The following is a 12796-nucleotide window of genomic DNA, read 5'->3' on the forward strand; positions in this document are numbered from 1 at the left end:
GCGGATCAGGCCGCCAGTCCCGCCGTCTGCATCAGAGGTTTCAACACCGCCATCTCGCCGGGGGCGTCGGCCAGAGCCGTGCGGACCTCGGGTGCGCGCAACAGCCTGAGCGCCTCGGCCCGCGCGCGATCCGCCGCCGGGCCGATCGGCGCCGTCTCGCCCGCCGCCAGCCGCAGCAGCACGCCCAGCCTGTGCAGCGGCGCGATCTTAGCCCGGCTGATCTGGGCCGTCAGACCGACGTCGGCCTCCACCGCGCCGCCGACCACGCCGATGGCGGCCAGGATCTGGGTCTCTTCGGGTTCGCCCAGATGCGATATGCGCACCGAACGCTGCAGCCGCGCCAGCGTCGCCAGCCTCTGCGCCGCCGTCGGTCCGCCCGGCGTCGATTGCCGCATCTCGGTCTCGAATCTAAGCGCGGCGATACAGGCCAGAAGCCAGCGCGCCGCCGCCCGCTTGCTGGCCCCGCCGGTGACGTTCTCGCACAGCCGCGCCAGTTGTTCGGCCTCGGCCAGGGCGGTCGGGCAATCCTTGACATAGGCGGCGACGAAATCGGCGGCGACCAGGCGTCTGGAGCGTTCGATGAAGGCGTTCTGGACCTCTTCCAGGCTCAGCAGCCGTCCCGCCGAAGCCGTCAGCCCCATGGCCAGAACGCGCAGAATATCGATCTCGCCGACCGGGTCAGAGGGCCGCAGGCGGCGCTGCCCCGTCAGTTCGCGCACCACTATCCGCGTCAGCGAGGCGGTCAGCAGCGACGATCCGCCCGCCGCCAGATGATCGCCCAGCCGCCTTGCCGGCCCCTCGACCTGCGGGGTCAGACGCGCCATCCGACCGTCCACTGCGACCAGGGCCTCGACCTCGCGCGGGGCGATCATGCGGATCACGGCGGCCAGATTGGCGCCCAGATCCAGCGACGGCTCCAGAATCTCGACCACATTGGCCCGCACAGCCAGCATCTCGGCGGCGATCTGTTCGACGGCGCCCAGCACCAGGGCGCGTTCCGGTCCATCCGCCGGTGCAGAGGCGACCAGGTCCATCAGGGCGTCCAGACGCGCCCGCGCGCCCTTCTTGCCGGCCAGGGCCTGCGACACCACGCCCCCCATCGCAAAGACCCGCTCCGGCTCATCGACCAGACGGCGCGCCACATCCGCGACCGACGCCTTGTCCAGCGCCGGAAACCGTCCGTCCCGTCGCGCTTTCAGCAGCCGGGCCACCGTGGCGTCCGCCAGCCGCTGATAGTGCCGGATCATGGCGTGGACCTCCTGGCCCGAGGCCTGGGCCTCCGGCACGGCGATCTTCTGCACCGCGTGCTGCAGTTCCACGCCCGACGCCTCCAGAAGCTCGGCCAGATCGGGTCGGTGCAACAGTTCGAACGCCGTCACGCCCTGACGTTTCAGCCAGTCCTCCAGCACCCGCGCCACCAGCATCCGCGCATGGGGGGCGTAAAGCTCGACCGGGGTGCTGCAGGCCGGGCGTGTTTCGGTCTCGGACGAGGTTTTCACCTTCTGCTCCGGCAAGCCCAGGTTCAGGATGACGACGCTCTGAAACGCCATCGTATCCGGATCCAGCGTCTCTTTGGTGACACGCACGGCGACGGCCTGTTTGGCGTCGATGTGCTCGCGCCCCGCCTCGACCGCATGCCTGCGGTTCTCCGACGCAATCAGCAGGGCCCAGTCGGACAGGGCCGTCTTGCGAACATAGACTTCGTAATGGATCGGCCCGGCCATGCCCGCTTCTAACCGGGGAAGCCTTTAAGGACCGGTTGCAGACCAGGCTGAACGATGAATTTTCCGCGAGACGACGGAGGCGAGGACCTCCTTACGTTGAAATCATGTCATGAAGGGCCAATTAAACGGCCCTATTGTGAACCAGATCGAACGGTTACGCTTGCCGTGCGTTCTCGCTCGCGGGAACGTTAAGTTCAGGAGAAGCCCTTTGGCGAACATCACTCTGGTCGACGACGACGAGAACATCGTCGCCTCCGTCTCACTGGCGTTGGAAAGTCACGGCCACAAGATCACGGCCTATCACGACGGGGCCGCGGGCCTTGCGGCGCTGGAGAGCACGCCGCCGGATCTGGCGATCCTCGATGTGAAGATGCCGCGCATGGACGGCATGGAGGTGCTGCGCCGCCTGCGTCAGACCTCGCAGATTCCGGTCATCATGCTGACGTCCAAGGACGAGGAGATCGACGAGATTCTCGGCTTCAACCTCGGCGCCGACGACTACATCCACAAGCCATTCAGCCAGCGTCTGCTGATCGAGCGGGTCAAGGCGCTGCTGCGCCGCACCGGCGCCGACGGCATCGAGGCCGAACCCACCGCCGACATCTCGGGCAAGGCCATCAAGCGCGGCAAGCTGTCGCTGGACCCCGCCCGCCACGAATCCATGTGGGACGGCAAGCCGGTCAAGCTGACCGTCACCGAGTTCCTGCTGCTCCAGGCCCTGGCCCAGCGCCCCGGCTTTGTTAAGAGCCGCGACAACCTGATGGACGCCGCCTACGACGATCAGGTCTATGTCGACGACCGCACCATCGACAGCCACGTGAAGCGGATGCGCAAGAAGTTCCGCGCCGTGGACAACGAATTCGACGCGATCGAGACCCTGTATGGCGTCGGCTACCGCTACCGCGAAAGCTGACCTCTCCGGGCCTCGGCCCGAGGATGAAACGCCCGCCCGCCGAAGACGCTTCCGCTTCGGCGGCTCGCGGCTGGGCGGTTTCATCCTCTCGCTCAATCTGCTCAGCCTTCTGATCCTGTTCGGCGGCGCCCTGCTGCTGAACGAATGGCGCCAGGGCCTGATCGAGGCGCGCCAGGAATCCCTGACCGTTCAGGCCGAACTGCTGGCCAACGTGCTGCGCGAAGAGGGGGTGACGCGCGGCGTCCCCACGCCCGAACTGGACCTGGAGCGCGCCTCCATCTGGCTGACCGACCGCTTCATCCCGGCGGGCCAGCGGGTGCGCCTGTATGACAGCAACGGCCTTCTGGTCGTCGATTCCTATCAGGTGACCGAGGCCGTCAGCGGCCAGCCTCTGGGCGCGGCGCAGGCCGCCGGAACCCCCGTCGCCGACGACAGCCGCAAGAAGGCCCGTGCAGCGGCGGAAGCCGAAAAGGCCGAGGCCGCCATTCGCGGCGAGGTCAACGCCGCCCTCGACGGCCGCTCCGTCGTCACCGTCCGCCGCAATGAACAGGGCGAGCGCGTCGTCTCGGTCACCATTCCCGTGCGCCATGTGCGTCAGGTGCTGGGCGCCCTGACGGTCGAGGCGGGCAATGTGGATGAAATCCTCAGCGCCCAGCGCCGCGCCCTGATGCCCTTCGCCCTGGTGGCGCTGGGGGTGAACCTGCTGGCGTCGCTGATGCTGCATCTGTTCGTGGCCCGCCCGGTCATGCGCCTGTCGGCGGCGGCGGATCAGGTGAAGCTGCAACGCGCGCGCGCCATCTCCCTGCCCGATCTTGAGGACCGCAAGGACGAGATCGGCGATCTGGCCCGGTCGCTGGAATCCATGACCGACACCCTGTCGACGCGGATGGACGCCATCGAGCGGTTCGCCGCCGACGTGTCGCACGAGATCAAAAACCCCCTGACCTCCATCCGTTCGGCGCTGGAGACCCTGCCTCTGGTCAAGACGGATGAACATCGCGAGAAGCTGACCAACCTGCTGCAGCAGGACGTACGGCGCCTGGACCGGCTGATCACCGACATCTCCAACGCCTCGCGCCTGGACGCCGAACTGTCGCGCGACCGGCCGCGCGCCATCGAACTGAACCGGCTGCTGGGCGACATCGTCAGCGTCTATGAGACCACAGCCAAGCCGGGCGACATTCCCGTGCAGTTGACCCAGCCGCAGGACTTCCTGCGCGTCATGGGCCGTGACGGGCCGCTGGGCCAGGTGTTCCGCAACCTGATCGACAACGCCCGCTCGTTCAGCCCCCCCGACGGCGTGGTGCACGTGACCCTGGAGGAGACCGACGGCGACCAGCCGATCCAGATTCGCGTCGAGGACGACGGCCCCGGCATCCCGGCCGAAAACCTGGAGACGGTGTTCGAACGCTTCTACACCTCGCGGCCCAAGGGGGCGGCCTTCGGCTCCAACTCCGGCCTTGGCCTGTCGATCGTGCGCCAGATCGCCGAGGCGCACGGCGGCCTCGCCTGGGCAGAAAACCGGCTGGCGGAAGACGGCCGGATCCTCGGCGCCCGGTTCGTGATCGCCCTGCCGGCCGTGGGCAAACGCGCATGACCCAGATTCAGCCCCTCCACGCCACTACCGTCGCCCGCTTCGGCCCGGACGGCTGGCGGGCGGTGATGCTGCTGGGGCCGTCCGGCGCGGGCAAGAGCGACCTGGGCCTGCGCCTGATCGGACGCGGCTGGCGACTGGTCAGCGACGACTACACCCGCGTCTGGGCCTCCCAGGGCGCGCTCTACGCCACGGCGCCGGTGCAGATCGCCGGAAGAATCGAAGCGCGCGGCGTGGGAATCGTGTCCGTCGAGACACGCCCTATCGCCAGAGTCGTCCTGGCCGTCGCCTGTGTTCCAGAGGCGGTCGAACGGCTTCCAGAGCCGCAGACACGGCGTTTCGAGGGAGTGGACCTGCCCCTGTTCGCCCTCGACCCGCGCCTGCCCTCCGCCCCCGACATGGTCGATGCGGCGTTGCTTACGCTTTGACCCCGCAGATAACGGGTCTATGACAGGCCTCTTGCGGTCCTGAGCGGGCGCGTCCGGGCGCCAGCCGGGGCGATGTCGACGTGCTGGGACGGTTTGGGCGGGTTGCGAGTGAAGTCCTTATGATCGGTCTGGTCATCGTCACCCACGGGGGACTGGCGTCAGAATTTCTTTCGGCGATGGAGCATGTGGTCGGCCCGCAACGCGGCGTCGCGGCCATCTGCATCGGCCCGGAAGACGACATGGAGCGTCGACGTCGCGACATCGTTGACGCGGCTGCGGCCGTGGACGACGGCGACGGCGTCATCCTCCTGACCGACATGTTCGGCGGCACCCCCTCCAACCTGGCCATCTCGGTGATGGAGCAGACCAAGGCCGAGGTCATCGCCGGCCTGAACCTGCCCATGCTGATCAAGCTGGCCAGCGTGCGCAGCCGCGAGACGCTGGAGGCCTGCGTGGCCCACGCCCAGGACGCGGGGCGCAAATACATCTCGGTCGCGTCCTGGGTTCTTGCGGGCGAAAAATGAGCGCAGCGGCCCGGTTCGACATCTGCAACACGCGCGGCCTGCACGCCCGCGCCTCGGCCAAGTTCGTCAAGCTGGCCTCCGGCTTTGAAAGCGAAATTCAGGTCACGCGCGACGGCGTCACCGTGGACGCCCGCTCGATCATGGGTCTGTTGATGCTGGGCGCCGGCATCGGCTGCAGCATCGACGTCTCGGCGGAAGGCCCGGACGCCGACGAGGCCATCGAGGCCCTGCGGGATCTGGTCGCGCGCAAGTTCGACGAAGACCAATAGACGCCACGCGGCGACGCAAACGCCACAGGCCCCTCCAAAGGTCGCAAACCCATACCCATATGGAGCGCGGCGGTTGACCCCGACGGGTCTGGCGCCTAAGCCCCGCGCAGCATCCCAAGCGCTGAACGATCAGAGGATATCATGGCCGAAGCCCCCGCTCCCTACGACGTCGTCATCATCGGCGGAGGGCCGGGCGGCTATAACGCCGCGATCCGCGCCGGACAGCTGGGCCTGAAGGTTGCCTGCGTCGAAATGCGCGGCACGCTGGGCGGCACCTGCCTTAACGTCGGCTGCATGCCGTCCAAGGCCCTGCTGCACGCCTCGGAGCTGTGGGAAGCCGCCAACGGCGAGTTCGCCAAGATCGGCATCGAGGTCTCGCCCAAGCTGAACCTGGCCCAGATGCAGAAGTCCAAGGACGAGAGCGTTCTGGGCCTGACCAAGGGCATCGAGTTCCTGTTCAAGAAGAACAAGGCCGACTGGATCAAGGGCAAGGGCAAGATCGTCGGCAAGGGTAAGGTTGAAGTCACCGCCGAGGACGGTTCGGTCCAGACGCTGGAGACCAAGAACATCGTCATCGCCACCGGCTCCGAGCCGACCCCGCTGCCGGGCGTCGCCTTCGAGGCGGGCAAGGTGATCGATTCCACCGGCGCCCTGTCGCTGCCGTCGGTGCCCAAGAAGCTGATCGTGGTCGGCGCCGGCATCATCGGCCTGGAGCTGGGTTCGGTCTGGCGCCGCCTGGGCGCCGAGGTCACCGTGGTCGAGTTCCTGGACCGGATCACGCCGGGCATGGACACCGAAGTCGCCACCACCTTCCAGCGCACCCTGACCAAACAGGGCATGAAGTTCAAACTGGGCGCCAAGGTCACGGCCGCCAAGTCGGGCAAGGACGGGGTCGAGCTGACGGTCGAGCCGTCGGCGGGCGGCGCTGCGGAAACGATCAAGGGCGACGTCGTCCTGGTCGCCATCGGCCGTCGTCCCTATACGGACGGCCTGGGTCTGGAGAGCGTGGGCGTGACGCCCGACAAGCGCGGCTTCATCGACCACGACCACTTCAAGGTTGCTGACGGCGTGTGGGTGATCGGCGACGTGACCCACGGCCCGATGCTGGCGCACAAGGCGGAAGAAGACGCCGTCGCCGCCATCGACATCATCGCGGGCAAGTACGGCCACGTCGACTACGCCCTGGTCCCCAGCGTCGTCTATACGGCCCCGGAAGTGTCGTGGGTCGGCCAGACCGAGGAGCAGCTCAAGGCCGCTGGCGTCAACTACAAGAAGGGCAAGTTCCCCTTCATCGCCAACAGCCGCGCCAAGATCAATCACGAGACCGACGGCTTCGTGAAGGTTCTGGCCGACGCCGCCACGGACAAGGTTCTGGGCGTTCACATCATCGGCCCGCAGGCCGGCGAGATGATCCACGAAGCCGCCATCACCATGAGCTTCGGCGGCGCCTCGGAAGACATCGCCCGCACCTGCCACGCCCACCCGACCCGTTCGGAAGCCGTGCGTCAGGCGGCCATGGATGTCGAAGGCTGGGCCATGCAGGCCTGATCGGCCGCACACCCTGAAAACAGAAACGGCGCGCTCCTTGCGGGGCGCGCCGTTTTTCTTTGTGCATCCCTCTCCCGCCGGGAGAGGGTTTGAGCGCACGACGGCGCAGCCGTCGTCCTGGCGCGAAAGGGTGAGGGTCCGGTGTCCGGACTGGTCCGCCGCACAACCCTCATCCGACCCTTCGGGCCACCTTCTCCCGCCGGGAGAAGGACATCGTCTCGCGACTACTCCGGGCGAACGCGCTTCTTGCGGAACGAGGGGTTCAGCACCTGCTTGCGCAGGCGGATCGACTTCGGCGTCACCTCGACCAGCTCATCGTCGTCGATATAGGCGATGGCCTGCTCCAGCGACATCTGGCGCGGCGGCGTCAGGCGGACCGACTCGTCCTTGCCCGAGGCGCGCACGTTGGTCAGTTGCTTACCCTTGATCGGGTTGACGTCCAGGTCGTCCCAACGGCTGTTCTCGCCGATGATCATGCCCTGGTAGGTCTTCTCGCCTGCGCCGACGAACATGACGCCGCGGTCTTCCAGGTTCCACAGGGCGAAGGCCGCCGTGTCGCCGTCCGAGTTGGAGATCAGCACGCCCTTCAGGCGGCCGGCGATCTCGCCCTTGTGCGGCTCATAGTGGCTGAACACGCGGTTCAGCACGCCCGAACCGCGCGTGTCGGTCAGGAACTCGCCCTGATAGCCGATCAGCGAACGCGACGGGCATTTCAGCTGGATGCGGGTCTTGCCTGCGCCCGACGGGCCCATGTCGGTCATTTCGGCCTTACGGGCCGACAGCTTCTCGATGACGATGCCCGAGAACTCGTCGTCCACGTCGATCATGACGTCTTCGATCGGCTCCAGGCGTTCGCCGTTCTCGCCGGTCTTGAAGACCACGCGCGGACGCGAGATCGAGACCTCGAAGCCTTCGCGGCGCATGTTTTCGATCAGAACGCCCAGCTGCAGTTCGCCACGGCCTGCGACCTCATAGGCGTCGCCGCCTTCGGTCGTGGTCACGCGGATGGCCACGTTGGCTTCGGCTTCCTTCAGCAGGCGGTCACGGATGACGCGCGACTGGACCTTGTCGCCTTCGCGGCCGGCCAGGGGGCTGTCGTTCACCGAAACCGTCATCGAGATGGTGGGCGGATCGATCGGCTGGGCGGGCAGGGCGTCGGTGACTTCCATGGCGCACAGGGTGTCGGCGACGGTGGCCTTGGACATGCCGGCGATGGCGACGATGTCGCCCGCTTCCGAACCCTCGTCCAGGGCCTGACGCTTCAGGCCGCGGAAGGCCAGAACCTTGGTGATGCGGCCGCGCTCGATTTCCTTGCCGTCACGGTCCAGGGCGTGGATGGCCATGCCGGGCACGGCCTTGCCGGACTGGATGCGGCCGGTCAGCAGGCGGCCCAGGAACGGGTCGCTTTCGATCAGGACGTTCAGCATCTGGAACGGCTTGTCGCGGTTCTCCTGAACCTTGGGCGCCGGAACGTGTTCGACGATCAGGTCGAACAGCGGGTGCAGGTTGTCGTTGGGGACGTTCAGGTCCAGCGTCGCCCAGCCGCTGCGGCCCGAGGCGTAGATGTGCGGGAAGTCCAGCTGCTCGTCCGTCGCGCCGATGGCGGCGAACAGGTCGAAGGTTTCGTTGTGGACGCGGTCCGGGTCGGCGTGGGCGCGGTCGACCTTGTTGATGCACAGGATCGGGCGCAGGCCCATCTTCAGCGCCTTGGTCAGCACGAACTTGGTCTGGGGCATGACGCCCTCTTCGGCGTCGACCAGGATGACGCAGCCGTCCACCATGCCCAGAATGCGCTCGACCTCGCCGCCGAAGTCGGCGTGGCCGGGGGTGTCGATGATGTTGATGCGGGTTTCGCCTGCCTTGCCGTTCCAGAGCACCGAGGTGCACTTGGCCAGAATGGTGATGCCGCGTTCTTTTTCCTGATCGCCGGAGTCCATGGCGCGCTCAGTGGTCGCCTCATTGGCTCGGAACACGCCGGATTGGGCGAGAAGGGCGTCAACCATGGTCGTCTTGCCGTGGTCAACGTGGGCGATAATAGCGACGTTACGAAGGTTCATATCGGGCTCGGGCGGACTGTGTTCGGTCACGGAAAAGGCCGCGCCGCTGCAACAAGATGCAGATGTGGGAAGGATTTCAGGCGGCCTCTTACAGGCCTTGGCGCCAAAACGCCAGTGCGGTGAAATCTCACTGTCGGATTATCGCTGCGGATGATCCGTGCGCGCACAAACGAAAAAGGGCGGCGGACCTGTGTCCGCCGCCCCCATCCGCGTGATTTCCAGCCCTAAAGCATCAGACCTTGGCGGCCCGCGTGATGGCCCAGCGGTACAGACCGAAGGTCAGCACGAAGAAGCCGATCACGCCCGCCAGCATGGCCGGCCAGACGGTGTCGGCGGGCAGCATGGCGAAGGGCGCGTCGCTGCGGGTCGAGACGATGACGCCCGCCGTCAGCACGCCGAACAGGCTTTCGCCCACGATCAGGCCCGAGGCCAGCAGCACGCCCATGCGGCGCGCCACGTCGGCGTAGCGGGTCGAGCGCGAGGCCCGGTCGTACAGCCAGCCGCAGACGGCGCCGATGACCAGCATGGTCGTGACGGCGGCGGGCAGATAGAAGCCGATGCCGACCGCCAGGGGCGGCAGCTTGATCTTCTTGTTGGTCGCCTTCTCCAGCACCGCGTCCAGCACGATGATGACCAGGCCGATGGCCGCGCCCAGACCGATCAGGTCCCAACGCAGATCGCCGCCGATGACGCCGCGCGCCAGGGCCGAGATCAGGGTGGCCTGGGGCGCCGCCAGGGTCTTGGTGCCCTCGACGATGGCCGCCGGGCCGCCTTCGAAGCCGAACGCCTGGTTCAGCAGGTTCAGGATGAAGGGAATGACCAGGGCGCCGGCGGCGACGCCGACGATCAGGGCCGTCTGCTGGCGCCACGGCGTGGCCTCGACCAGTTGGCCGGTCTTCAGGTCCTGCAGGTTGTCGTTGGCGATGACGGCGACCGAGAAGACCACAGCCGTCACGATCAGGGCGAAGGCGATGATCGACGGATCCGCAGGCACGCCCGCAATGGCCATGACGCCCAGCATCAGCAGCGAGGCGATGATGATGGCCAGGATGCCGACGCCCGACACCGGGCTGTTGGACGACCCGATCAGACCGGCCATGTAGCCGCAGATGGCGGCCACGGCGAAACCGATCAGCACCACATAGACCAGGCCGCCGATCACCAGCAGCGGGGTGGACGAAGCCAGGGCGGGCGCCGTTTGGGCGAACCAGGCCAGCAGACCGGCGATGCCGATCAGACAGGCCACCGAGATCGAACCGACCAGCTTGATCGGCAGGTCCTGTTCGGTGCGGTCCAGGGCTTCGCCGTGTTCACGCTTGGCGTTGGCGGCCAGGGCCGAGGCCAGACCGGCGACCAGAGGTCCGGCCAGCTTGATCAGGGTCCAGATGGCGGCGACGCCGATGACGCCTGCGCCCATGAAGCGGACTTCACGGCTCCAGACCGTCATGGCCAGTTGTTCGGCGTGGGCGCCCGCAGGCAGGGTCGCCGCGATCGAGGGAATGCCGTGCGCCGTCAGCCATGTCACTGTGTCGGGCGAGGTCAGCAGCGGCACCGCGATGCCCCAGGCCAGGATCAGACCGAACAGCTGGGCCAGACCCACGGTCAGACCGATCAGGTGGCCTGCGCCCAGCAGGGCGAACTGCATGCCGAAGCCCATGCCCGTCGCGCCGCCGCCGAGCGCGGCAGGCAGTTTGATGAATTTGGCGGCCTCACCGGCGAAGACGCGGCCGGCGACCAGCAACGAATAACCGGCCGAAACCACGGCGCCCGCGACGACGATCCACAGACCCGATTTGTTCTCGCGCACGGCGCTCTCGGTCTGTTCAGCCCCGCGCGAACCGACCTTCAGCACCTCGGCGGCGGCGACGCCTTCCGGGTAGGGCAGGCCGCCGTTGGTGACCAGGGCGCGACGCAGGGGAATGGAGAATGTCACCCCCAGAATGCCGCCCAGAATGCAGATGGCGACCGACTGCCAGAACGGGAACTCCAGCCACCAGCCGATCATCACCAGACCCGGCAGGACGAAGATGATCGAGCTCATGGCCCCGCCGACCGAGGCGACGGTCTGGACCGTCATATTCTCCCAGATGGTCGAGGTGCGGAACACCCGCAGTATGGCCATCGAAATGACCGCCGCCGGAATGGCCGAGGCGAAGGTCAGGCCGACCAGCAGGCCCAGATAGGTGTTGGCGGCGGTGAAGACCACGGCCAGAAGACACCCCAGCACCAGCGAGCGTAGCGTCAGTTCCAGCCGCTTGCCGCCAGGCTTTGGCGTTGCGGCGTTATTGTCAGTCATTGAAGAATTCCCACGTTTGCCGGGACCGTAAGCGCAGAATGACGCAGGCGGCAACTCGCTTTGCATGATCGCCCGGTCTAGGAACCGCTTCATGCCTGAACTTCCCGAGGTTGAAACCGTCCGACGCGGCCTGACGCCGGTGCTGGAGGGCGCGCGCCTGTCGCGCGTGCGGATCAACCGGCCAGACCTGCGATTTCCCTTCCCCGATCATTTCGCCGACCGGCTGGAGGGCGCCGTCGTCCTGCGGATCGACCGCCGCGCCAAATATCTGCTGGCGCCGCTGTCGACCGGCGACACCTGGATCACCCACCTGGGCATGACCGGACGTTTCACCCTGGACGGGATGCAGTTGGGCGAGTTCGAGGAACCGGCCCCCATCGCGGGCAAGCATGAACACTTCAGCGCCTGCGCCGTGCTAAACGATGCGGCCGTCCGCATCGGATACGCCGACGCGCGCCGCTTCGGCTTCATGGGCCTGATCCCCACCGCCAGCGTCGACCGGCATCCGTGGTTCGCAGGCCTGGGGCCCGAACCCTTGGGCAACGGCTTCTCGGGCGCTCATCTGGCCGAGGCTTTCGACGGCAAGAAGCAGAACATCAAGGTGTCCCTGCTGGACCAACGGGTCGTGTCGGGACTGGGCAACATCTACGTCTGCGAGGCCCTGTACCGGGCGCGCATCTCGCCCCTGTCCGCCGCCGGTTCGATATCCAAGGCCCGGCTCGAGAGGCTGGCGACCGAGGTCCGCAATGTCCTGAACGACGCCATCGAAGCGGGCGGATCGACCCTGAAGGACTTCGCCAATGTCGAGGGCGGGCAGGGCTATTTCCAGCACCGGTTCGACGTCTATGGCCGCGAGGGCCAGGCCTGCCGCACCGACAACTGCAAGGGAACCGTCGCCCGCATCGTCCAGGGCGGGCGTTCGACCTTCTACTGCCCCGTCTGCCAGAAGACGTAGGGCGCAGGCCTAGTCCGCCGCATCCTCGATGGCGTGGATGTCGTCGTCGCTGAGGCCGAAGTGGTGGCCGATCTCGTGAACCAGCACATGGGCGATCAGTTCAGCCAGGCCCACGTCGCCGCGTTCGCACCACTCGTCCAGAATGGGGCGGCGGTACAGGAAGACCCGCGACGGTTCGAACGCCGGACCCAGGCCGTCGCGGCTGCCGATGTCCACGCCGTGATAAAGCCCGGTCAGTTCGAACGGGTCCTCGATCTCCAGATCCTTCAGCGTCTGTTCGTCGGCGAAATCGTCGATGCGGAACACCACCTCGCCCGCCGCCTGTCGGAACGGCGCAGGCAGGGCGTCGAAGGCCTCGCGGGCCAAGCGGGCGAAGTCGTCGAGCGAGGGGGCGAAAACGTCGGTCATGGCTTCGCTATCACCGTCCCGGACCAAAGTCGCAATCGGACGTGATGACGCTGCAACGGAAAAGGCGCAAATTCGCGCGA

11 protein-coding genes are annotated in these 12796 nt (G+C 67.0%); 7 read left to right on the forward strand and 4 right to left on the reverse strand.

Features of this window, described 5'->3' with window-relative positions; genetic code table 11:
* Positions 1–5 precede the first annotated feature (5 nt).
* Complete coding sequence (locus tag JKF87_RS06180; protein WP_201098384.1) at positions 6–1724, reverse strand: hypothetical protein; 1719 nt, start codon at positions 1722–1724, stop codon at positions 6–8.
* 208 nt (positions 1725–1932) lie between these two features.
* Between JKF87_RS06180 and JKF87_RS06185 the strand changes: the two genes are divergently transcribed.
* The 6 genes from JKF87_RS06185 (at position 1933) to lpdA (ending at position 7000) form a co-directional block, all read left to right on the forward strand.
* Positions 1933–2637, forward strand: a complete 705-nt coding sequence (locus tag JKF87_RS06185; RefSeq protein ID WP_201098386.1) for a response regulator transcription factor — start codon at positions 1933–1935, stop codon at positions 2635–2637.
* On the forward strand, positions 2606–4234 hold the full coding sequence (locus JKF87_RS06190; RefSeq protein ID WP_201098387.1) for a sensor histidine kinase: 1629 nt from the start codon (positions 2606–2608) through the stop codon (positions 4232–4234). The genes JKF87_RS06185 and JKF87_RS06190 overlap by 32 nt, the downstream gene beginning before the upstream one ends.
* Complete coding sequence (locus tag JKF87_RS06195; protein ID WP_201098388.1) at positions 4231–4659, forward strand: HPr kinase/phosphorylase; 429 nt, start codon at positions 4231–4233, stop codon at positions 4657–4659. The genes JKF87_RS06190 and JKF87_RS06195 overlap by 4 nt, the downstream gene beginning before the upstream one ends.
* A gap of 119 nt (positions 4660–4778) precedes the next feature.
* The gene (locus tag JKF87_RS06200; protein WP_201098390.1) at positions 4779–5183 is read left to right on the forward strand and encodes a PTS sugar transporter subunit IIA; all 405 of its coding nucleotides are present in this window, start codon (positions 4779–4781) and stop codon (positions 5181–5183) included.
* Positions 5180–5452, forward strand: coding sequence for an HPr family phosphocarrier protein (locus tag JKF87_RS06205; protein WP_201098392.1), 273 nt, complete (start codon positions 5180–5182; stop codon positions 5450–5452). The genes JKF87_RS06200 and JKF87_RS06205 overlap by 4 nt, the downstream gene beginning before the upstream one ends.
* 141 nt (positions 5453–5593) lie before the next feature.
* Entirely contained in the window at positions 5594–7000 is a 1407-nt protein-coding gene (gene lpdA / locus JKF87_RS06210) for a dihydrolipoyl dehydrogenase (RefSeq protein WP_201098397.1), read from the forward strand.
* A gap of 224 nt (positions 7001–7224) precedes the next feature.
* Here the strand turns inward: lpdA and typA are convergent, their stop codons facing one another.
* Entirely contained in the window at positions 7225–9057 is a 1833-nt protein-coding gene (typA, locus tag JKF87_RS06215) for a translational GTPase TypA (protein WP_201098399.1), read from the reverse strand.
* 232 nt (positions 9058–9289) lie between these two features.
* A complete protein-coding gene (locus JKF87_RS06220; RefSeq protein ID WP_201098401.1) occupies positions 9290–11353 on the reverse strand; it encodes an OPT family oligopeptide transporter in 2064 nt (687 codons plus the stop codon).
* A gap of 91 nt (positions 11354–11444) precedes the next feature.
* On the opposite strand from JKF87_RS06220, the gene mutM reads away from it, so the two are divergent.
* On the forward strand, positions 11445–12308 hold the full coding sequence (gene mutM, locus JKF87_RS06225; RefSeq protein ID WP_201098402.1) for a bifunctional DNA-formamidopyrimidine glycosylase/DNA-(apurinic or apyrimidinic site) lyase: 864 nt from the start codon (positions 11445–11447) through the stop codon (positions 12306–12308).
* 9 nt (positions 12309–12317) lie between these two features.
* Here the strand turns inward: mutM and JKF87_RS06230 are convergent, their stop codons facing one another.
* A complete protein-coding gene (locus JKF87_RS06230; RefSeq protein ID WP_201098403.1) occupies positions 12318–12716 on the reverse strand; it encodes a metallopeptidase family protein in 399 nt (132 codons plus the stop codon).
* Between the last annotated feature and the right edge of the window lie 80 nt (positions 12717–12796).

Source organism: Brevundimonas nasdae (assembly GCF_016654005.1).
Taxonomy (GTDB): Bacteria; Pseudomonadota; Alphaproteobacteria; order Caulobacterales; family Caulobacteraceae; genus Brevundimonas; species Brevundimonas nasdae.